14 protein-coding genes are annotated in these 23,121 nt (G+C 43.3%); 11 read left to right on the forward strand and 3 right to left on the reverse strand.

From position 1 onward, the window contains the following. Positions 1–887 precede the first annotated feature (887 nt). The 8 genes from gltB to BW947_RS03655 all read left to right on the forward strand — a co-directional run bounded on the left by gltB (position 888) and on the right by BW947_RS03655 (position 10,828). The gene (gene gltB / locus BW947_RS03620) at positions 888–5,336 is read left to right on the forward strand and encodes a glutamate synthase large subunit (protein ID WP_076496958.1); all 4,449 of its coding nucleotides are present in this window, start codon (positions 888–890) and stop codon (positions 5,334–5,336) included. Between the two features lie 6 nt (positions 5,337–5,342). Further along, positions 5,343–6,749, forward strand: a complete 1,407-nt coding sequence (locus tag BW947_RS03625) for an FAD-dependent oxidoreductase (protein WP_076496959.1) — start codon at positions 5,343–5,345, stop codon at positions 6,747–6,749. Between the two features lie 255 nt (positions 6,750–7,004). After that, entirely contained in the window at positions 7,005–7,709 is a 705-nt protein-coding gene (locus tag BW947_RS03630) for a 5'-methylthioadenosine/adenosylhomocysteine nucleosidase (RefSeq protein WP_076496960.1), read from the forward strand. Between the two features lie 28 nt (positions 7,710–7,737). Next, the gene (locus BW947_RS03635) at positions 7,738–8,727 is read left to right on the forward strand and encodes a cobalamin biosynthesis protein CobD/CbiB (RefSeq protein ID WP_076496961.1); all 990 of its coding nucleotides are present in this window, start codon (positions 7,738–7,740) and stop codon (positions 8,725–8,727) included. Positions 8,728–8,781: 54 nt separating this feature from the next. After that, the gene (locus BW947_RS03640) at positions 8,782–9,159 is read left to right on the forward strand and encodes a DUF2721 domain-containing protein (RefSeq protein WP_076497074.1); all 378 of its coding nucleotides are present in this window, start codon (positions 8,782–8,784) and stop codon (positions 9,157–9,159) included. Then, positions 9,156–9,782 carry a trimeric intracellular cation channel family protein gene (locus tag BW947_RS03645; protein ID WP_076496962.1) on the forward strand — a complete coding sequence of 209 codons (627 nt, stop codon included), beginning with the start codon at positions 9,156–9,158 and terminating at the stop codon, positions 9,780–9,782. Before BW947_RS03640 ends, BW947_RS03645 begins: the two co-directional genes overlap by 4 nt. Before the next feature lies 1 nt (position 9,783). Next, complete coding sequence (locus tag BW947_RS03650; protein WP_076496963.1) at positions 9,784–10,275, forward strand: nuclear transport factor 2 family protein; 492 nt, start codon at positions 9,784–9,786, stop codon at positions 10,273–10,275. Between the two features lie 124 nt (positions 10,276–10,399). Continuing rightward, the gene (locus tag BW947_RS03655; protein ID WP_076496964.1) at positions 10,400–10,828 is read left to right on the forward strand and encodes a hypothetical protein; all 429 of its coding nucleotides are present in this window, start codon (positions 10,400–10,402) and stop codon (positions 10,826–10,828) included. Between the two features lie 85 nt (positions 10,829–10,913). Here BW947_RS03655 and tyrS read toward each other — a convergent pair whose 3' ends face one another. Further along, complete coding sequence (gene tyrS, locus BW947_RS03660) at positions 10,914–12,107, reverse strand: tyrosine--tRNA ligase (RefSeq protein ID WP_076496965.1); 1,194 nt, start codon at positions 12,105–12,107, stop codon at positions 10,914–10,916. Between the two features lie 126 nt (positions 12,108–12,233). Between tyrS and BW947_RS03665 the strand changes: the two genes are divergently transcribed. Continuing rightward, on the forward strand, positions 12,234–13,640 hold the full coding sequence (locus tag BW947_RS03665) for a peptidoglycan DD-metalloendopeptidase family protein (RefSeq protein ID WP_076496966.1): 1,407 nt from the start codon (positions 12,234–12,236) through the stop codon (positions 13,638–13,640). Between the two features lie 19 nt (positions 13,641–13,659). Continuing rightward, positions 13,660–14,769, forward strand: coding sequence for an anhydro-N-acetylmuramic acid kinase (locus tag BW947_RS03670; protein WP_076496967.1), 1,110 nt, complete (start codon positions 13,660–13,662; stop codon positions 14,767–14,769). A 23-nt stretch (positions 14,770–14,792) separates the two neighbouring features. On the opposite strand, the gene BW947_RS03675 is transcribed toward BW947_RS03670, so the two are convergent. After that, positions 14,793–16,952, reverse strand: a complete 2,160-nt coding sequence (locus tag BW947_RS03675; RefSeq protein ID WP_244153224.1) for a winged helix-turn-helix domain-containing protein — start codon at positions 16,950–16,952, stop codon at positions 14,793–14,795. 304 nt (positions 16,953–17,256) lie between these two features. Here BW947_RS03675 and BW947_RS03680 point away from each other — a divergent pair, with 304 nt between their 5' ends. Next, positions 17,257–19,671: an alpha/beta hydrolase family protein gene (locus BW947_RS03680; protein ID WP_076496969.1), complete on the forward strand. Its 2,415-nt coding sequence runs from the start codon at positions 17,257–17,259 to the stop codon at positions 19,669–19,671. A 72-nt stretch (positions 19,672–19,743) separates the two neighbouring features. Here the strand turns inward: BW947_RS03680 and BW947_RS03685 are convergent, their stop codons facing one another. Next, positions 19,744–22,776, reverse strand: coding sequence for a TonB-dependent receptor plug domain-containing protein (locus tag BW947_RS03685; protein ID WP_076496970.1), 3,033 nt, complete (start codon positions 22,774–22,776; stop codon positions 19,744–19,746). Between the last annotated feature and the right edge of the window lie 345 nt (positions 22,777–23,121).

Raw genomic sequence — 23,121 nt, forward strand, 5'->3', positions numbered from 1 at the left:
TATAGCGATATTCTAGCTCCAATAAGCGCTGTATTTAACAGAATAGTCACTCGTCACTGACAAATTCTGCCCATAAAATAAGAGCTATAACAGTAGGTTTTAGAAAAATGCTAAAGCCTCTTTCGCGATATTAATACCGGCCTTGCCCACAATAAAGCAGCTAATTATGCACAATCGCCACTAATCCAAACCAGCGATAAACACACTCATCGCCTATGAGACAATTACAGCAATCAATGTACTTTTAAAGCTGAGTGTCCTATCACGCCTTACAAACAGCTAAAGACATTTATGTATGCATTAAGTCCCATCAAAAGACCAAGCTAATTTCATATCAGAACATTAACAACAACCAAGATGAAATGACTAATAGATAAGCACAACATTAATACGCTGAATAAAAAAGTTACTAATAAACAAATGGATAATGGTTTATTTACACTAAGTCATGCCCTCATATTACGCATAATTTTATTTTCATAAATGGATGTTCATTCAGATAGAGTAATCAGCTACCGAGTTCCGCCCACGCAAGCATGCATTAAAATTCAATAATCATAGATTTTTACCCAATCAGTTGTTGATGAAAAATAACTTTATCTACATGAAAAATAATTCATCACTGAGTTTCTTTCATGCCCCAATAGTTAAATTACTTATAAAACTCTTATTATTCATATCGTTACATAGCACCAATCACACTTTACGTCAACGTAATGCAATTATGCTTTATGTATAAAATGTGAAGAAACATCGTTTTTTATGCAAAATTTTGGTTTGACCTTTGATGAATCTCAGGATAATTTGAGTAATCGGGTGCATATCCATAGAAAGTATTACACTTTTGCCCGAGTCGTAATTAGTTGAGGTCTAGGGGGTTTTTTTGTATGAGCTTATATCATCCCAGTTTTGAGCGGGACAATTGTGGTTTTGGGTTGATAGCGCAGATGGATGGCGAAGCCAGCCATCGTATTGTGCGCACGGCTATTCATGGACTCGATCGCATGAAGCACCGTGGCGGCATTGCCTCCGACGGTCGCACTGGCGACGGCTGTGGTTTATTAATGCAATTACCCGTACAGTTTTTTGAAGCGATTGCCGCAGAAAATGATTGGCATTTGAGTCGTAAATTTGCCGTAGGCATGCTGTTTTTAAGTCAAAATGATGAACTAGCTGAACAAGCTAAGCATCTACTTGAGCGTGAGCTTGAGCGTGAAACATTAAGCATTGCCGGCTGGCGCAAAGTGCCTATCAATGCCGATGTGTTAGGCGAAATAGGTAAAGCTAGCTTGCCGCAGATTTATCAAGTACTGATCAACGCGCCAATCGGCTGGCGTGAAAAAGACTTAGAACGCCGTCTTTATATGGCTCGTCGTCGCTTAGAACAACAAATCATCGATGACAATGACTTCTATGTCGCGAGTTTATCTGGCCAAGTAATTGTCTATAAAGGCTTGATGATGCCAGTAGACTTACCCGCATTTTATCCTGATCTCGCTGACATTCGTTTAAAAAGCTCTATTTGTCTATTCCATCAACGCTTCTCAACCAATACTTCTCCTAAATGGCCATTAGCTCAGCCGTTTAGATATTTAGCCCATAACGGTGAAATCAATACGATTACGGGTAACCGTCAATGGGCCCGCGCCCGTGCCTATAAATTTAATTCCCCCCTATTACCTGATTTGCAGCAAGCAGCGCCCTTTGTGAATGAAACAGGCTCAGACTCTTCCTCTTTAGATAACATGCTAGAAATGTTGTTATCTGGTGGTATGGATTTATACCGTGCCATGCGTTTATTGATCCCGCCTGCTTGGCAAAGTAATCCAGAAATGGATGATGAATTAAAAGCCTTTTACGACTTTAACTCTATGCACATGGAGCCCTGGGATGGCCCAGCTGGTATTGTAATGACCAATGGTCGCCATGCCGCTTGCGCCGTTGACCGTAATGGTTTGCGTCCATCACGTTATGTGATCACTAAAGATCGTATTTTGACCTTAGCCTCCGAAGTCGGTATTTGGGATTACTCCGCCGATGAAGTCATTGAAAAAGGCCGCGTTGGCCCAGGTGAACTACTGGTATTAGATACCTTAAACGGCCGCTTATACCAATCCTTTGAGATTGATAACGACCTTAAACGTCGCCACCCCTATAAAGAATGGATGGCAAAAAACAGCCAAACTTTAACGCCCGCCGAAGACTTGGCCTCAGAGCAACATGGTGCAGGCGAGTTTACCCCTGAACTCTTGTTGCAATATCAAAAACTCTTTGGCTATACCCGCGAAGAGTTAGAACACGTTATTTGGGTCATCGCCAAACAAGGCGAAGAAGCCACGGGCTCTATGGGCGACGATACGCCTATGGCGGTGTTGTCGAAAAAATCACGTTCACTATATGACTATTTCAGGCAAAAATTTGCTCAAGTGACTAACCCCCCGATCGACCCCTTACGTGAAAAACACGTGATGTCGTTGACCACTTGTATTGGCCGTGAGCAGAACCTGTTTAATGAAACAACGGGCCACGCTTATCGCGTGATGTTCAACTCGCCTATTTTATTATTCAGTGATTTTAATCAGTTATTAGGATTAGATAGCACTTACTATCGTGCCAATATTGTGGATTTAAATTACGAACAACAAGAAGGCTTAGAAAGCGCCATTCACCGCATTACTGCTGAAGCTGAGCGCTTAGCCCGTAGCGGTACCACTTTGCTTATACTATCGGACAGAGCAATTGCTAAAACAGCGCAAGTGATACCTGCAGCAATGGCGGTCGGTTCGGTGCAACAAATGCTGGTGAATAAAAGCCTGCGCTGCGATACCAACATCATAGTTGAAACCGCATCGGCGCGAGATCCACACCACTTTGCCGTATTACTGGGCTTTGGTGCTACGGCGATTTATCCATATCTTGTGTATGAATCAATTTCTGAGTTGGCCAAACGCCATCAGTTAACTGACACCACAGCACTGATGCTAAATTTTCGTTATGGCATCGAAAAAGGCCTGCGTAAAATCATGTCAAAAATGGGCATCAGCACGGTCGGTTCCTACCGTTGTAGTCAACAGTTTGAAGCTATCGGTATCGCCAGCGACGTCATTGAATTGTGCTTTAAAGGCGTGATCAGCCGCATTGAAGGTGCTGGATTTGCTGATATAGCCCAAGATCAAGCCATTTTGCACAAAGCGGCCTACCGCGCCCATGTGCCATTGCCGCAAGGTGGCCTGCTGAAATATGTTGAGGGCGGTGAGTATCATTGCTTTAACCCCGATGTGGTTAACACATTACAGGCATCATTGATTGACAAAAACTTTGCCACCTACAAAAAATTTACCGAGCTCGTCGATAATCGCCCAGTGGCTACGCTACGTGACTTAATCGGCATCAAGGGTGTAGAAGCATCGATTGATGTCGCTAACGTCGAAGGCGCTGCAGGCTTGTATCAACGTTTTGACAGTGCAGCCATGAGTATCGGTGCCCTCAGCCCCGAAGCCCATGAAGCTCTGGCAATTGCCATGAACCGTTTAGGCGGCCGCTCTAACTCAGGTGAAGGCGGTGAAGATGCACGCCGCTTTAATACTGAGCGCAACTCTGCCATTAAGCAGATTGCCTCGGCGCGCTTTGGCGTTACGGCGCACTACTTAGTTAATGCCGATGTGTTGCAAATCAAAGTCGCCCAGGGGGCAAAACCTGGTGAAGGTGGTCAGTTACCGGGTCATAAAGTAAGTGTGGAAATCGCCGGACTGCGACATGCGCGCCCGGGTGTCACCTTAATTTCACCGCCGCCGCACCACGATATTTACTCTATCGAAGATTTAGCCCAGCTTATTTTCGACTTGAAGCAAATCAATACTAAGGCACTGATTTCAGTCAAACTGGTATCAGAACCCGGTGTCGGCACTATCGCGACCGGTGTGGCTAAAGCCTATGCGGATATGATCACGATTTCAGGTTACGACGGCGGCACAGGCGCCAGCCCAATCACCTCAGTCAAGTATGCGGGCAGTCCTTGGGAGCTGGGTTTAGCGGAAGTGCATCAATCACTAGTAGAGAACGGCCTGCGCCATAAAATTCGTTTGCAGGTCGATGGCGGTTTAAAAACCGGTACCGATGTGATTAAAGCGGCGCTCTTAGGGGCAGAGAGTTTTGGTTTTGGTACTGTGCCTATGATCGCACTTGGCTGTAAATACCTACGTATTTGTCACCTGAACAACTGCGCCACTGGCGTGGCAACGCAAGATAAAAATCTGCGCGACAACCATTACCACGGCCTGCCAGAGCGAGTGATGACTTACTTTGAGTTTATCGCAGAAGAAGTGCGTCAATGGATGGCAACCTTAGGAGTGAGCAAATTTGAAGATTTAGTCGGCCGCAGCGAATGGTTATATGCCTTAGAAGGTAAAACCACAAAGCAGCAAGGCTTAGATTTGTCGCCAATTTTATATCAACCCAAAGTCCCTGCAACTTCGTCACGCACGTGGCAAGAAACCAATCCACCAGCGGATTTAGGCCGACTAAACCAACACCTACTAAATGAGTGCAAAAGCGCTGTCGATAACGGTGAGGGTTTTGATGCAACTTACAGCATTAACAACACTGACCGCTCAGTGGGCGCGACCTTGTCAGGCTATATCGCACGCACCCTCGGCGTAAAAGGCACTAAAGCACCGGTAAAACTGAACTTTAACGGCAGTGCTGGCCAAAGCTTTGGTGTATGGAATAGCCCGGGTCTTGAGCTAAAACTCTGTGGTGATGCCAACGACTATGTCGGTAAAGGTATGTCTGGCGGTCAAATCGTCATTTATCCTCCGATTGGCAGCCCGTTCCAGAGTGAGCGCAGTGCCATTGTCGGTAACACTTGTCTTTACGGCGCGACTGGCGGCAAGTTCTTTGCTGCAGGTCAAGCGGGCGAGCGTTTTGCCGTACGTAACTCAGGTGCGATAGCGGTAGTTGAAGGCTTAGGTGATAACGGTTGTGAATACATGACCAGCGGCATTGTGGTCGTCCTTGGTAAAACCGGAGTAAATTTTGGCGCGGGTATGACGGGCGGCTTTGCCTATGTGTTCGATCAATTCGGCCGTTTTCATCGCCGTGTGAATAATGAATTAGTCGATACGCAAAAACTTGAGTCCACTATTCATCAACAACATTTAAAAGGCCTGATTGAAGCCCACGTGGCTGAGACGGGTAGTGAACATGCCAAGATGATCTTAAGTGATTTTGATAACTGGTTAGATTGTTTTGTATTAATAAAACCTAAAAACATTGCTGTGGCCGATTTACTGAAATTAGAAAAATCGAGTCCAGAATTAGTTGTCAAGGCGGGGTAATGGCGTATGAGTAACGATTTTCAATTTATCGAAGTGGGCCGTAAAGACCCCATCAAACACCCTGCGGCAAAACGTGCAACTCAATTTATTGAGATTTATCAGCCGTTTGTTCAGGCTCAAGTCGCTGAGCAAGCAGACCGTTGTTTAGATTGTGGTAATCCCTATTGTGAATGGAAATGCCCACTACACAATTATATCCCCAACTGGCTCAAGCTGGCCGAGCAAGGCCGCATCATGGAAGCGGCAGATTTAGTGCATGAGACGAATACTCTGCCCGAAATTTGTGGCCGCGTTTGTCCGCAAGATAGACTCTGTGAAGGCGCTTGTACTCTCAATGATGACTTTGGCGCTGTCACTATCGGTAATGTCGAAAAATACATTACTGATACCGCTATCGCCCAAGGCTGGCGCCCCGACATGAGTAAGGTAACGCCGCGCCCTGAACGGGTGGCGATTGTGGGTGCGGGCCCTGCAGGCTTAGGCTGCGCGGATATTCTGTCCCGTAATGGCGTTAAAGCGGTGGTCTTTGATAAATATCCACAAATTGGTGGCCTACTCACCTACGGCATTCCCTCTTTTAAACTCGATAAGGCCGTTATGGCAACCCGTCGTAGTGTGTTAGAAGGTATGGGTATTGAGTTCAAACTCGGTGTCACTGTGGGCAAAGACATCCCATTTACACAGCTGCTTGAAGAATACGATGCGGTTTTCCTTGGCATGGGTACTTACACCGCCATGAAAGCCAACCTTGAGGGCGAAGATGCCCAAGGCGTATATCAAGCTCTGCCCTATTTAGTGGGTAATACTCATCATTTAATGGGCACACAAAATGCTGAAACGCCCTACCTGAACCTTGAAGGTAAACGTGTAGTGGTATTAGGCGGCGGTGATACTGCGATGGATTGCGTGCGCACCGCAATACGCCAAGGTGCTAGCAGCGTAGTGTGTGCTTACCGCCGTGATGAGGTCAATATGCCGGGCTCACGCCGCGAAGTGCAAAATGCGCGCGAAGAAGGCGTTAATTTCCTGTTTAACCGCCAACCTGTGGCAATTAAAACCCAAGATGGCAAGGTTGTTGGCATTGAGTGTATCGAAACAGCCATGGGCAAAGCCGATGCAAGTGGTCGCCAATCTGCACAGGCTATTGCAGGTAGCGAGCAGTTACTTGAGGCAGATGCGATTATTATCGCCTTTGGTTTTCAACCTAGCCCAGCGCCTTGGTTTGCCGACCATGGTATCGAACTTGATCAATGGGGCCGAGTTAAAGCAGATAAGTTAACCGACAATCCATTCCAAACCACTAATCTAAAAGTGTTTGCTGGTGGTGATATGGTGCGCGGATCTGACTTAGTGGTGACCGCCATTGCCGAAGGTCGCGATGCCGCCCAAGGTATTTTGAACTACTTAGACTAAGCACTGACTTGCTTCGTTGAGCACTAAGGTGTTTGTTTAAAATTTAGATGTTTTTTAGCTGTAAAACCATTTTGCCGCTATCCATTTACCGTTAGCGCTTTAACCCCGCGCATCTTAGGATGCGCGTTTTTTACCCCCCATTATCAACCAAATCACGCAATCCAAATCACGCCATAACGACTGCACAAAACTGTGTGGTATATTAGCCAGTATTATTGTGTCCCACTCTTACGTGTTGAATAAAAAAGGTCTCCCATGAAAATTGGAATTATTGGTGCAATGGAGCCAGAAGTTGCTCATTTAATTGCCGCTATGACAAATGCAACATCGCAAACTATTGCAGGTATTGAATTTATTGCAGGTACTCTCGCGGGTAAAGACGTTGTCGTGACGCGCTCTGGTATAGGTAAAGTTGCCGCCAGTATCGCAACAACGCTGCTTATTGAAAAATACGCGCCAGATGCGGTGATCAACACAGGCTCTGCCGGTGGTTTTGTCGATACCTTAGCGATTGGCGATATCGTCATTTCTTCCGAAGTACGTCATCACGATGTAGATGTCACCGCTTTTGGTTATGAAATTGGCCAAATGGCGCAGCAGCCTGCCGCGTTTATTCCTGCGGCTCATTTAGTTGAAGCTGCCAATAAGGCGATAGCTCAATTAGGTGAAGTTAAAGCGATTGAAGGATTGATTTGTACGGGTGATAGCTTTATTTGCGATCCTGTTCGCACTCAAACTATGCTAAAAAACTTCCCGACTATGGCCGCCTGTGAAATGGAAGGCGCTGCAATTGCCCAAGTTTGTCATCAATTTGGAGTGCCATTTGTAGTGATCCGTTCATTATCAGATAACGCCAATAATGACTCACCAGTTGATTTTGACTCTTATATTGTCAAAGCTGGTTATCACTCAGCACTGATGGTGATGTTACTGCTTGAGCAATTAACTCCAGCTCAGTAAAATAATCACTTAAGCGGAAAAGTATCAAATGCATTCCTCATTTTATCAACAACTTGTCGTGAACGATGGCACTTTGTTTACAGGTTTTTTGGTACTTTTTTTTGCTTTATTATTGGCACGTTTAGCACCATTACCACGGGAAATACAACCGCTTATTTGGTTTAGCCATTTAGCAGAACAACTCGCGGTTAAAGTAAATCGTCCCGAGCGTTCACCAAGGCAACAAGCTATAGCAGGTTTTTTAGCGATGTTGCTGTTAGTATTTCCATTTTGGGCCATCATTACCTTTTTGCTCGAATTAGCCGAGTTCCCATGGTTCTTTGAGTTCTTAGTCCTTTACCTGTGCTTAGCTGATGCAGGATTTAGCCAAATAGCCGATGAAATCGCTAAAGCCTTAAAGCGTGGAGACAATACCCGCGCCAAAACGCTTTTACAGCCTTGGGTAGTGCGCGATACCGATAGTTTATCGGAAGTTGGCCTAGCCAAGGCCACCATAGAAAAACTAGCTACTGCACCCATTTATGGCATTGCTGCGACGATTTTCTTTTTTGCTATCGCCGGGGCACCGCTAGTACTGGCCGTGCGTATGCTGAAACAGCTCGAATTGAGCTGGCCGCCTATTCAGCCAAAGTATCAACACTTTTGCAGTACAATAAATAGCTTATCAACTATCTTATTAGCAATCCCCGCTTGGCTCTGGGGTTTATCACTCGCCATTCAAGGCGGCCCTAGCGCGTTAACTAAGCTGTTTACTGCGCCGAAAAATCATCCCACGATTCGAAGCGATATTCTCTGTGTGAATATCGTTGCCAATATTTTAAGAATAGAACTTGGTGGACCACAAAAATTTGCTGGCATACGTATCAATGTGGATAAATTCCGCTATGGTCAGCAGCCAAATAGTGATGCCATCGCGCCAGCTATTAAGCTAACCACGCGCGCCTGCGCCATCTGGTTTAGCTTTATTATTCTACTCCCCGTGTTATGGGCAAGTTTACGTTGGTTACATAGCTTGTGATATGATCTAGCCCTCTGTTAGCACTAGATAAAGGCGGTTATTGTGCTCGAAAGTATGCATGTTTCACTAACAACGCCGGCGTTGTTATTTCCCGCGATCTCATTGCTATTGCTTGCTTATACCAACCGTTTTTTTGCTTTAGCAGCACTAATTCGAAACTTAAGTCATGGTGATAAGCCGGTGCATAAAGATCAACTTAAAAACCTGAGCCAACGCATCACTATTATTCGCCGCATGCAAGAGGCGGGAGTATCAAGCTTCGCCCTGTGCGTATTGTGTATGATATTTATCTATATCGGCTTCAATAAAACCGGTTCAGTGATTTTTGGTGCTAGCTTGTTGTTACTGCTCTATTCACTGATTTTATCTGTAATTGAAATTCGCATCTCCGTTGATGCTCTCAATATCCATATCAAAGAGATGAGTAAATGAATCAGTGGATTTATTTTTTTGATTTATGTGGTACTGCAGTATTTGCTTTATCTGGTGCGCTAGCTGCTGGGCGTCATAAAATGGATCCTTTTGGCGTTATTGTACTCGCCTCAGTTACCGCCGTTGGCGGCGGCAGTATCCGTGACGCCTTAATTGGCGCTACGCCCGTTTTTTGGATCCGCGATCCTAATTACATCATAGTGATCCTTGCAACAGTACTCGCCTGTTTATTATTAGTACGTCGTCCCCGTAAGGTACCAGAGTATATTTTACCGGTTGCCGATGCCTTTGGATTAGCTCTGTTTACGGTAATAGGTGCAGAAAAAGCCTTCAGTATGGGCTTAAGTGGCATGATTGCTGTCGTTATGGGCTTGATCACAGGCGTGGGAGGAGGCATTATTCGAGACGTACTGTGTAAACAAATCCCGATGGTATTACGTACAGAAATCTATGCCACAGCTTCTATTGTAGGTGGTATCGGCTATACCGTCAGTTTAGCCTACGGTATGGGCGAAAAAACGGCGCTATTTTTAGCAATGACCAGCATCTTAATTATCCGTTTAAGCGCGATTAAATGGCATCTATCATTACCGGCGTTTGATCTCAAAACCAAGAGGGAATAGTTTGCGAATATTGGGTTTTATTTTGAGTCTTATTTTTGGATTAGCCTTCAATCCTACATTGGCGCATGCCAACACAGGTGAAATGCCACAAGAACAGCTGTTAGCAGTAAAGTACATGAATGCACTCACTGAGCACGACTACAAGACGCTACGAAAATTCTATAATCGTGACAGTGTTTTTTTTGACAAAACCGCTAACCGAAAATACACCGGCGACCGCTTCATTATCGACTTTCTCGAACGCGCCCATGAGGGGGTGCTCGAGTATAATTTCAATATAGAACACATGTATAACGCAGGCTCTTTGGTAGTAATGATAGGTAACTACCATTTAAAAGGACCTGGCGAGCAATTTGGTAAACCAGGTAAAATCATTGATATTGCCATTCCAGGCGTCACTAGCCTTAAACTCGATATGCTCAATCATAGGGTGATTGAGCATATGGATCTGCTCGATTACCAAACCATGTCTGATCAATTAGCTATGCAGTAGTAATAAAATTTGTACATCTTTGAAACTTGCCCCCTAAAAACAGGTCGAAACTAACAGTAAGTCAAAACCTAAGTGTGATGTTTTAGGTCGGTTGACTGAGTCAGTTCGTTTCGATGAGGTTCATATGAAGTTTTTGGGGTTACTTACTTTACTCATTCTTAATAGCCTAGTACTGGCACCTAAAGCATTGGCATTGCAACCCATCATCGTCTCTTACGCCGTTCAGCCAGTGAGTCATTTTAACCAACAATTACGGGTCGCTCAGGAACAACATCAACCGTGGACGGAAGATCCCAGTAAAATCAGTAACCAGTACGCAGGCGACAAATTTACTTTAGTGAGTACTCAGGCCAATAAAGACAGTATCTTAACTTATCAAATAAGTGAGTTGTCTAAACAACATCCGCAGATGCTGTTGATTATCTCTTTAAAGCAGGACGCTAAACTGTGGCAAATAAGCTCGGCGCAATTAGCATGGAAATGCAATGATGGGCAGCATTTTGGCACGGATAGATGCAAGATTGCCGAGCATGACATGAATGCAACGCCTTAATCTTGTGGAATACAAACAACTTAAAAACAAAAAGCACCCTAGGGTGCTATTTGTTTAGTTTAAATTGACTCTGACTTAAAGCATTTTAAACCAACGTCACTTTGGCAAACTTGCGTTTACCGACTTGGAATACCGCGACAGTGCCAGCAGACAGCATCATACGGCTATCATCCAACTTGGCGCCATCCATCTTCACCGCACCTTGCTTTATCATCCGCATGGCTTCTGAAGTCGACGAGACTAAGTCGGCATCTTTCAGTAAATTAGCAATTGCTAGACCTTCGCCAGCAACTAACTCAAGTTCTTCAATATCATCGGGGATAATCCCCTTGGCGCGATCAACAAAAGCTTGATGCGCACTCTCGGCAGAAGCGGCATCGTGAAAACGTGTAATGATTTCCTTCGCCAAGATGATTTTAGTATCACGTGGGTTTGAACCATTGGCGACATCTTGCTTAAACTGTTCAATTTCAGCCAATGGACGGAATGACAGCAGTTCAAAGTAGCGCCACATCAAATCGTCCGAAATTGACATCAACTTACCAAACATTTCGTTGGCAGGTTCACTTACACCAATATAGTTGAATGCCGATTTAGACATTTTCTTAACGCCATCTAAACCTTCGAGCAGTGGCATCATGATCACCGCTTGTGGTTTTTGACCTTCTGCTTTTTGTAGTTCACGGCCCATCAACAGGTTGAACTTTTGATCTGTGCCACCTAGCTCAACATCGGCTTTTAATGCAACTGAATCATAACCTTGCAATAAAGGATACATAAACTCATGAATCGCAATAGATTGGCCCGAAGCATAACGTTTTTTAAAGTCGTCACGCTCCATCATACGGGCAACCGTTTGCTGAGAAGCAAGGCGGATCATGCCCGCAGCGCCCAATGGCTCTAACCAACTAGAATTAAATTCAATGCGTGTTTTGGCTGGGTCGAGAATTTTATAAACTTGTTCTTTATACGTTTCTGCGTTGGCTAATACTTGTTCACGTGTCAGCGGTGGCCGCGTGCTATTTTTACCACTAGGATCACCCACCATACCGGTAAAGTCACCAATCAAGAAAATGACCTCATGACCTAACTCTTGGAATAACCTTAATTTATTTAAGATTACTGTGTGTCCAAGGTGAATATCCGGAGCCGTAGGATCGGCGCCTAATTTAATCCGCAGTGGACGCCCTTCTTTGAGTTTTTCGAGCAAATCCGCTTCGAGTAAAATCTCATCGGTACCACGTCTAATTTCTGCTAATACTTGGTCTAAATCAGCCATTTCGGCAAGGACTCCTAAGGCCATGGTCATAAAATAAAGAGACTTATGTTACTTGTTAGCCACCACAATTGAAAGTGTGTACACTAAGGGGATTATTCAAGTTTCTGGTTATTGGTATCGGCGTCAATGGCAAAGGTTATAACGTTATTTAAATTGTTGCCTAAAAAGCATCAAATTCTTCTCAGCATTCTTTCTGTTATCACTATGATAACTATGCTGCTACCTGCTGAAGAGGCCCAAGCTTCAAAGCAAACTGCTAGCCTAGGTGAACACACTCAAATCAATACTCGTTATGATGTGCCTTTAGCTTTTCGCTCACCTGAACGGCCTGAATCACTTGAACATCAAACAAACAATGCTGTAGAAGATGCAACACCTCTATCTTCAACCGCTGCACTCGCTGCAGGTGAGTCCAATAACCAAGCCATAGAGTCTCTCGAAAGTGCTCATCATAGAGACGTAGAACATTTTAACGTCAAAAATGGGGATACCTTAGCGGCAGTATTTAATCGTGCGGGCTTAACCAGTAAAGACGTGTATGAAATTACCCAGTTACCTTTAGCAAAACAAAATTTACTGAAAATCATGCCGGGCGAAGAAATCGTGATATCCAAGGATATCAATGGTAATTTAACTGAGGTACGTTATCGAGTTAATGCCATTTCGACACTTGTTATCACTAAAAATCAAGATCAATACCTCGAAAAAATCTCAGAGAAAGATGTCGAAATCCGCAGCCATTTCACCAGTGCGAATATTAAAAGCAACTTTTGGAGTGCTGCCGTTGATGCAGGTATGACCGCCAACCAAATCATGCAATTGTCGACAGTATTTGGCTGGGATATCGATTTTGCCTTAGATTTACGTGAGGGTGACAGTTTCGCCATAATCTATGAGCAAGAATATGCCGATGGAGAGTTTTTACGTAACGGCAATATCTTAGCCGCAGAATTTATTAACCAAGATGAACGCTATACTGCTATTCGCTATACCGACGGAAACTATTACTCCGAGAATGGTACTAGCATGCGAAAGGCTTTCTTGCGCTCACCCGTTGATTTCAAATATGTCAGCTCCAACTTTAATCCAAGACGTTTGCATCCTGTGACAGGGCAAGTTAAAGCTCATCGCGGCGTAGACTACGTAGCCGCCATTGGCACGCCGATTAAGGCAGCAGGTAGTGGTAACGTAATTGAGGCGGGTTATAATCAATTTAATGGTAACTATGTTTTTATTAAGCATAACAACACTTACACGACCAAATACCTGCATCTGACTAAACGTAATGTGAGTAAAGGTGCTAGCGTCAAGCAAGGGCAAATTATCGGTACTTTAGGTAAAACGGGCCGCGTGACAGGGGCACATCTACATTACGAATTTATCGTTAATGGCGTACACCGTAACCCAAGAACGATTACGCTACCAAAATCAGAATCGATAGCGAGAAAAGAAAAACCTCAATTCGATACACTTAGCAAACAGTTGATGGCAACACTTTCGCAAAACAAGCAAACGCAATTGGCAATGCAATAACGAAGGACGACTCCTCCACATGAAAAATGCGTATTATATTGGACTAATGTCAGGCACCAGCATGGACGGTGTTGATGCTGTATTAGTTGATTTTTCAGGTATAAAACCGCAGCTAATTTGTAGTCATACGGAGGCCATTCCTAGCCATTTACTCAAAGGCCTGCAACGTTTATGTTTACCGAGCACAGATGAAATCAATCGTCTCGGGCGTATAGATCGCAGCGTCGGTCAATTATTTGCCCTAGCCGTTAATAACCTAATGGCAAAATGCGCTATTGCTAAAGAAGATATCATTGCGATTGGTAGTCACGGTCAAACAGTGCGCCACATGCCAAACCTCGAAGTGGGTTTTACCCTACAAATTGGCGATCCAAATACTATTGCGACCGAAACCGGTATTGATGTTATTGCTGATTTTCGCCGAAAAGATATTGCGCTCGGTGGCCAAGGTGCGCCTTTAGTACCAGCATTTCACCAGCAGACTTTTGCTGAAATCGGTAAAAAACGTATTATTTTGAATATTGGCGGTATAGCCAATATCACTTATTTACCCGGTAATAATGAGCAGGTACTCGGGTTTGATACCGGTCCAGGTAATAACTTAATTGATGCGTGGATCCAACAGGTTAAAAGTGAGCCCTTCGATCAAAATGGTGAATGGGCCGCATCGGGTAAAACAGATCAAAGCCTATTAGCCCATCTATTATCGCACCCCTATTTCTCACTAACTCACCCGAAAAGCACAGGCCGAGAGTTATTTAACCAAGCATGGTTAGAGCAACAGTTGTCGCCCTTTAATCATTTAGATGAAGCAGATATTCAATCGACATTATTAGATTTAACTTGCCACAGCATAGCCCAAGACATCCTTAAACTGTCTAAAGAAGGGGAATTATTCGTTTGTGGTGGTGGCGCGTTCAACGGTCAACTGATGCAGCGTTTAGCTGTTTTACTACCGGGTTATCAATTAGATACAACCTCAGCCCTTGGTGTTGATCCTAAATGGGTAGAGGGCATTGCCTTTGCGTGGCTTGCCATGCGTAATCACTTAGGCTTACCCGCCAATCTACCCGCAGTGACAGGCGCCAGCCGCGAAGCTGTACTCGGTGGATACTTTAGCGCGAAGTAGACTAACTAAGCATACACCACCGATTATCGGATTAATTTATGCTTTAGTAACATAATATCGCGCTGAGGGTAACCATCAAGCGTCATCAATAAGCGACTAGACTCAGGAATATAAGTCATAGAGCCAAAGGAGCTTAAACTTGAGCGCGGCACTTGCAATACTGGCATGATATTTTTAGATTTAGCATCCCAAAAATTTAATCTCTGTTCACCAATATGATCCGATTTAAAATAAACCCCCTCCTGCGTTAATGTCCAATTATTAGTTGTTTTAAAGTCCGTATTAGCAATCAAGGTTTCAACAACATCAGGCTGATTTAAATTAACTAACCATAGCCCTTGAGTATCAGAGCGAGTAAATACTAACTCTGACGCTGAGCTTGCAAAACCAACGCCCATGTTCAGTGAGTTAACGACTCTTGGAGCTTGATTATTTAAATAAAACTCCGTAATGCCTGCGCTTGTTGAGGCATAAACAGATTTCCCCTGCCAACTCCAAGCTGGTCTGCCATGATTATGGTAAGTAGATGCTAACGCGATAATATGTTTACTTGCTAAATCTAGAATGTAAATACGATTGCCTTCATGATTGTCATCTGGAGCAATAAAAGCAATTTTAGTACCATCCGGAGACCAGCGCGGATAAGCGACTCGAGTTTTAAGCTTAGTGTGTTGTTCCAGCTTCTGACCATTAAAGTCTGAGGTCCAAATCTCATTAAAACCACTCTCATTAGATACAAAAACAAGACGTAAGGCTTGCGTTGAGTAATCTGGATTACGATGATTAACCCCTGAATATAACAAAGGAAATAAGGTCGTTGGCACTTTATTATTAAGGGAGAGGTAAGCTATTTCAAACTGGCGGTGATATTGATGGTAGACAAGTTCTCCGCTGTCTCCAATAAGCCTTGGATAACTCATGCCCTCAACATCTAAAGAGCTAATATTTTTAGATTTTATATCAATAATAAAGCCATTACGACTTCCAGACTCTTCTGTGGCAAACACTAAACGCTTGCTATCATTGGTCCAACCTAAACCTCGTACATCTTCAATGCCATGGGTGAGCCGTTGTTCATTGCCAGAAGAAAGCTCTCGAATAAAAATATCCTCTGAAATATTGCTATAACGGCGAACGATAGCCATCCAATATCCATCAGGACTATAGGCCAAATCTCTGTCTTCATAACTACAATTTATTTCGCATGATTGGCGAATCAGTTGGGCATTATCAAGTCCAAGGGATTGAACATAAATACCTCCCATTTTATTTTTTTCATGTGAAGATATATAAGCTAATGACTTACCATCTGGTGAAACATCGATGGCGGACATATCACTACTACAAGGAGCTAAAGATATGATTTCATTTGTTGACAGCGTTAACTGCATGATACGGCACTCTGCAGTCGTTACTGTGCGAGAGGTAAAATACAAACGCGTATCATCGATACTCCAAGCGGCACGCAACTCCGTTGAAGATGAAGATGTTAACTGCCGTACAGGAAGATCGTCATTGGTTAGGTCCTTAAGATATAGACTTGGAACAAAGCCTGGTCTATAAGCACCATAAACAAGCCAACGTCTATCATGAGAAACGACAGGATAACGCTCAGAACCCGGATCGCGGGTTAAGGCGGTAACCTGAGTCTCCAGCATTTTCTGTTTATCTTGGTAAAGATGTATCCCAGTAAAAAGCATACCCAAAAAAATCAATAAGGCCATCGAAGTCATGATAACGCGCATACGTTGCGTCATATGAAGTAATTTACCCGAGGTTAATTGGAGTAAGTCTTGCTCCTCTGAATTAGCCTCGACATCGAACTCTGGCTCAATGAGTAAGCGATAGCCTGTTTTACGCACGGTTTCAATCACTGCACCCACTTCAGCTAAGGGCGATAACTGCTGTCTCAAATGCCAAATGGCATTCGTTAAAGCCTTAGCTCCCACATAGCTATTCCCGTCCCATACCTGAGTAATTAATTCATCCCGAGTAACGACCTCAGGGTAGTTTCGTGCAAGGACATTGAGCACTTCAATAAATTTAGGTTGAAGAGATAGCTTCGTCTGCTCGATAGCAGACTCATTCATATCTGTCTTGGATTGGAATACGACTGAGTTATCTGAGGGATCTATTCTACATAGACCTAAACGATAGCTTAACTTACGCTGGTCCTTCATCATTTTCCTAACACCGCAATTCTTAGCCTTATTATGGTTATGAGTACTAAGTAAGTCTTTAATACTACCGAATAACCAGATCGAATAGCAACTGACCTTTTTTATTAATTATTTAAAATTCATAATATTACGCCATAATATTTATAAAATAGAGATTTAAACAATATAGAATCGAGCTATGAAAGATTGCAGAGGGTGGCCATATTACTTACAAAGGAACTCACTATAAATGTAAAAAGCTCTACAGCTTAAAACGGTACTCCTTTGAGAGTTAACCTCAACAGAGAAACCCTGCAAGGAATGAAACATGCGGCGCTTAATATTTAATAATATCTGGATAATTCTATTAATCACTTTTAGCTACCACAGCTTCGCGCAGGAATATAAAACACCCGCAAAAGCCCTACAACAAACGGTTGAAAACAACACAACTGTCGTGACGCGACTTTCAAATAATCATGAATGGATGGCTATACTTACCCCAATTTCAGCCCCTGCTATTTCCACTTTTGCAACTGCAGAGCAAAAACTCGCAGGGCTAAGAATATCGCCACAACAACTTATACCCAGTAGATTGCCCACACGTTATAATCAGCTCAAGCTCATCAATATTAAGAACAATGAACAACGCACCATTAACTTGCCTAACGCTAATGACATTACTGAAGTAACCTTTTCACCCAATAACCGTTACTTAAGCTTTGTCAGTCTGAACCAGAGCGGTGGCTATCTTTATGCTTATGACATTGAAAAAGACTTAAATAGACAACTCACGAACCAACGCCTAAATGGCAGTATCAACTTAAATTATCAATGGCTTGGAGAATGTGGCGTAGTGGCACGTTTTGCCAATGAACAGAACGGCCAATGGCGACAGTCACAAGCTTCGTATTCTCCTATGGTAAAGGAAACCCTCTCAAGTAAGACTCAGCAACGAACCTATCAGGATTTGCTTAAAAACTCTGCAGATGAACAACGATTTACCGACTTAACAATGAGTCAACTCGCCCTAGTTAAACTTGATGGCACTATTTCGACAATCGCTAAGGCACAAATTTTTCTCGATTTTTCTATTTCACCAGATGAAAAATATATCCTCGCAACTCATCTCACCCCGCCATTTTCCTACAAAGTTAAGTACCATGATTTCCCTAAGTTAACCGCAGTTTATCGCTTAAATGATGCGCACATTACAACCATTCATCAAAGCCTAAGCGGTGAGCAACGTCCCACAGGTAGTGATACTGTTTTAAGTGGTCCTAGGATGATCCAGTGGGTACAAGGTCAAGCGGCAACATTAGCTTTTACCCAAGCATTAGATTTAAGCGATTCACGTCAAGCAGCTGCAAAGCGCGACAGCCTCTGGACTCTTTCGGCGCCATTTACTGATAAAGCAAAGCTAATCGGTAATACACAGTGGAGAATTGTCGATATTGAGTGGGCTGAACATGATCTAGTATTGGTCACAGAGCGCAATACTAAATTGCAACGACTGAGGATGGGTCATATAGATCTCAACCAAGAGAAAACCTCGTTACACACATTTAGCGAGCGAAACATGCGCGATAAATATCAAGATTTAGGGCAATTTTTTAAAGTATATATTCCTAATAAAGGCAAACTTATTCACATCAGCCAACATGCTAACTCGCCAGAACTAATGCATTATGGGCAAGGTGCTTCAAATACAGGGAATAGGCCTTTTTTAAAACACACATTATTAGTCAACGGCACCTCAACCTTACTATGGCAGTCGGCCAATGATAAATTGGAGTCGGTACGTTATATACTCGATGTCAATCCACTAAGAATGATCATCAATCGCGAAAGCCCAAATCAGGCACCTAGCCTAGTGTTAATCAATGTTCACGATGCATCTGAGACTGTGCTATATCAGCAACCGGAAGGGTTACAAGCCTACAAAGGGATCCAAAAACAACTCATTACCTACCAAAGAGCCGATGGTGTACCACTCTCAGGGACATTGTACTTACCTGCTGGCTATCGCAAAGAGCAAGGCCCGCTACCAGTGTTGATGTGGGCCTACCCAAGGGAATTTAATGATGCTGAAATCGCAGGGCAAGTCAGTTTCAGCCCCAATCAATATTTAAAAATCAGTCCTAAAGGTCCAGTGCCTTTCGTGGCTGAAGGCTTTGCCGTATTCGATAAAGTTTCTATGCCTATAATTAGTCAGAATGATAAAGCACCTAATGATAACTTTAAACAGCAATTGACGGCCAATGCACAAGCCGCTGTAGATGTATTGGTCAATTTAGGGATTGCCGACCCCAAGCGAATTGCTATTGGTGGCCATTCTTATGGTGCATTTATGGTGGCAAATTTACTTGCGCATACGGATTTATTCTACGCGGGAATAGCCAGAAGTGGCGCTTATAATCGCAGTCTAACGCCATTTGGCTTTCAAAATGAAGAACGTAATTATTGGCAAGCCAATGATATATACCAACAAATGTCACCTTTTAATTATGCCAATCAAATCAAGTCGCCCTTGTTATTAATTCACGGGGAGATGGATCAAAACTCGGGCACTTTTCCAATGCAAGCAGAACGGATGTTTGACGCAATTAAGGGCTTAGGCGGTACTGCAAGACTCGTTATCCTGCCTTTTGAAAGTCATAGTTACAGTGCAAAAGAATCGTTAAATCATATGTTATGGGAACAAAGCCATTTTTTAAAAGTGCACATGCTAGCAACACATTAATACTCTCTATAAAATAAAAAACCGCATGCTAAAAACATGCGGTTTATATAAAAATAAAAGCTACAATAATGGTTAGAACTTCATCTCTGCGCCTAAGTAACCGTAACGTCCAACACCGCCACCATAAGCGCTACTATAGTTACCTGTTCCTGACTCAACAAGATCCCCCGTATTAGCTACCCAAGGACCTTGATTATCGAAAATATTACGCACGCCACCGTATAAGCGTAATTGCGCACTATTATTAATATCCATAGTATAAGACACTGATAAATCATGAGTCACATATGAGCCGTAGTATAAGAATGCCGGTGTCTCAGGATTTAGAATAGCGGTTGCATCACCCGCATCAATTTTTGCCTGATTCGCAGCGTTCAGATCCTGCCACTCATTGACTCTATCATGGCTATCAACCATATCGCTCTTGTATTTGGTACTCCAGCGAATGCGCCAGTCATCATTGCTCCAGGTTAATGAAGCAGTGCCCCTATCTTCAAAAATACCACTAGCAAGTTCACCAACGTAATCATCTTCTACAAGCCCATCAGCGCCCATGTAGCTTGAGCTATATTCAAGCACATGAGTCCAGTTAGTCTTAAAGCTGAGATCACCGTATTCAGCAAGCTCCCACTGATAAGCAAGGGCAATATCCACACCACGAGTGCTTATATCATTCAAATTGAGCTCTTGCTGAATGATTTGCGTTAACTGACCTTCGGTATCACGGCTAACCACACCACAGTATTGGTTGTCTGCACCATAAGCATTACTTGAGTTATAACACTCGGCAAGAATATCTTCATTGCTTAGCGAACCAATAGCATCGGCGACTTTAATATCATAATAATCCACCGCTAAGTTAAAGCCCTCAAGAAAATCAGGAGCCATAGTGAAGCCTAATGTATAGGTATCAGCAGTTTCTTCGGTAAGCTCTTCATTACCAGCATTAGGGGAATATTTAGAACCACCTGCATCTTCAAAAATACCGTCAGTCGCAATTGCAGCAGCAATGCCAGCATCAAGACGACAACTATCGTGACCCGCATTGGTAGAAGTCGCTGTAACACCATCACAAATATCACGAACACTGTCATAATCTCCACGAGGTGGCGAAATTAACTCAGTAATATTAGGTGCACGTTGCGCACGTGAATAGTTGGCACGCAGCGCATAATTTTCGATAGGCTCCCACAATAAACCAGTACGATAGCTAGACATTAAATCAATATTTTTCTGGCTATAATCCGCAATACGCAACGAGACATCGAGATCAAGTTTATGAGCAAAATCAGCATTTCTTAGTAGCGGTAAACTCGCCTCACCAAACGCTTCCCATACCGTTACCTCACCTTCAAATGGTGGTACATCGTTAAAGGTAATGGCATCAGCACGCATTGCTTTATCTGTTTGCACTTCTTGCGTATCACGGCGATATTCAACTCCAAATGCAGACTGAACGCCCCCTGCTGGTAATTCGAATAACTCGCCAGAAATAAATCCTAAAGCGTTAAGTTGAGTGATATCTGTATTGATGTAGGGATTAGCACGAATATAATCGGCGCCTTCTTTGCTGATAGAACCTTCACCAAAAATATTGACCGGCACGCAGCCTTCAGCTCTAGCATCTTCACTCGCACATTGAATAGTGACACCATCATCAGCGTATTCAGCATCAAGCGCATTCCTTAAACGACGAATGCTGACCTCGTTGCTACGACGTTGGCGCTGTTCAAATTTACCGTATCCAACAGAGGCATCCCAAGTCCAAGTATCAAATAAACTTCCTTGTAATCCAGCCCAAGATCGTAATGTTGTACGTTCGTTATTACTTTCAACAGGACCTACTTCTTGGAAGCGGCGATCCCACGTAACACTTTTACCTGCCATTGCGGCAATTTCAGATGGCACATAGGGATTATTAGGCGATATCGTTCCCGCATCAATCATACCTGGCAGCCCAGTGATAGGATCGATATAAAGCTCTGCATCATTATAATCTTGGCCTTCTGCATCGGTGCGACGAAATGCAGTATTACGGCTAAATTGAACTTGAACATTGGCTTTTACATCATCAGAAATGTCGTAGTTCATTTTTATTGCAGCAGACAAACTGTCTTCAGGAACTTTCAATAATGCCGTTTCATAGGTGTTATAACCATCACGTTCCTCTTTAAAATCTGGCTTTAAATTGGCGCCGTCATACCACCAGGCATTAGTTTCAAAACGACCACCATTGATGTCGTTACTGCGTTCACGCCACTCATCTGGTGTTATATCTCGCATGCATTGATCACCATCTACCGTGTTCATCGCATTACACATCGTTTTAGTATCATATTCAAAGCTAGATTCGTATTTAGAACGACTTCTATCACTAGCAAATAATCCATACTGCTTGTCGTAAGTAGCACTTGCGTAGATATAGCCTTTATCGCTTGCAAAGTCAGCGCCATAACCTACATCAACGGTACGCTCTTGACCGCCGCCATTGGTCGTTTCTCCACCTCTAGCATTAATTTCAAAGCCAGTTTTATCGCTTTGAGTGATAATATTAACAACACCTGCAATAGCATCAGAGCCATACACCGCTGATGCGCCACCGGTGATAATCTCAACCTTTTCAACCATTGCCGTAGGTATCGTGCTTAAACTGACATAGTTACCACTATAGCTGTTTGATACAACACGACGTCCATCGATTAAAGTTAAGGTTCTATCGGTGCCAAGACTACGTAAATCAATCGTCGAAAGCCCCGTATTCTGAACGCTAGATTGACTGTTGGTACTACTAACGCCTTCTGAAAGTGCAGGCACTTGATCAACAAGAATATCTGCTAGCGAGCCAATACCACTATCAGCAATATCTTTAGCATCAAGACCTACCATTGGCGTGCTCAACGAAAAACTATCACGCTTAATACGTGATCCTGTCACTGCTACTTTCTCAATACTAGCTTCATCAGCATCTGCGACGGGTAAATTTCTATTGGCATTCATGTCCTTTTGCGCGGTACTCACTTCTATCGGATCTGCAGCAAACACCATCGAAGGCACAACACTAAGCATCGCCGCTTGTATTGCTAAAGTTAATATTTTTATTTTCATCACTTTACCTTTATTAGTTCTGCACTGATGGCAGTTATTATGTTTATAGTTTTAGAGAACTAGGGAGTAACTCGGCAACCTGGCAGTATCATTTTTAACCACTCACTTTTACCAATACTGTTATTTTTCACACAACCAAATTCATTAACACTGAAGATTAATTTAATTAACAAAAAACAATCACAAACTTGTACTTGGCTCCAGCAAATGCAGCAATGCTTAAGGGCTCGTTTATTTGCCTCTTTTATATCTATTAATTATCTATTTATTAAAAATCATATGCTTGCGATCGATTTGCAGTGGTAGGCTTGAAGTGACAGGTTTTAGGCGTTTTATAAAAGTTGA

Source organism: Shewanella morhuae (genome assembly GCF_900156405.1).
In the GTDB taxonomy this organism is placed as follows: domain Bacteria; phylum Pseudomonadota; class Gammaproteobacteria; order Enterobacterales; family Shewanellaceae; genus Shewanella; species Shewanella morhuae.

Excerpts from the sequence above, each read along its gene's own strand:
- gltB (WP_076496958.1), top strand. The coding sequence starts at position 888 with ATGAGCTTATATCATCCCAGTTTTGAGCGGGACAATTGTGGTTTTGGG.
- BW947_RS03625 (WP_076496959.1), top strand. The coding sequence starts at position 5,343 with ATGAGTAACGATTTTCAATTTATCGAAGTGGGCCGTAAAGACCCCATC.
- BW947_RS03630 (WP_076496960.1), top strand. The coding sequence starts at position 7,005 with ATGAAAATTGGAATTATTGGTGCAATGGAGCCAGAAGTTGCTCATTTA.
- BW947_RS03635 (WP_076496961.1), top strand. The coding sequence starts at position 7,738 with ATGCATTCCTCATTTTATCAACAACTTGTCGTGAACGATGGCACTTTG.
- BW947_RS03640 (WP_076497074.1), top strand. The coding sequence starts at position 8,782 with ATGCATGTTTCACTAACAACGCCGGCGTTGTTATTTCCCGCGATCTCA.
- BW947_RS03645 (WP_076496962.1), top strand. The coding sequence starts at position 9,156 with ATGAATCAGTGGATTTATTTTTTTGATTTATGTGGTACTGCAGTATTT.
- BW947_RS03655 (WP_076496964.1), top strand. The coding sequence starts at position 10,400 with ATGAAGTTTTTGGGGTTACTTACTTTACTCATTCTTAATAGCCTAGTA.
- tyrS (WP_076496965.1), bottom strand. The coding sequence starts at position 12,107 with ATGGCTGATTTAGACCAAGTATTAGCAGAAATTAGACGTGGTACCGAT.
- BW947_RS03665 (WP_076496966.1), top strand. The coding sequence starts at position 12,234 with ATGGCAAAGGTTATAACGTTATTTAAATTGTTGCCTAAAAAGCATCAA.
- BW947_RS03670 (WP_076496967.1), top strand. The coding sequence starts at position 13,660 with ATGAAAAATGCGTATTATATTGGACTAATGTCAGGCACCAGCATGGAC.
- BW947_RS03675 (WP_244153224.1), bottom strand. The coding sequence starts at position 16,952 with ATGATGAAGGACCAGCGTAAGTTAAGCTATCGTTTAGGTCTATGTAGA.
- BW947_RS03680 (WP_076496969.1), top strand. The coding sequence starts at position 17,257 with ATGCGGCGCTTAATATTTAATAATATCTGGATAATTCTATTAATCACT.
- BW947_RS03685 (WP_076496970.1), bottom strand. The coding sequence starts at position 22,776 with ATGAAAATAAAAATATTAACTTTAGCAATACAAGCGGCGATGCTTAGT.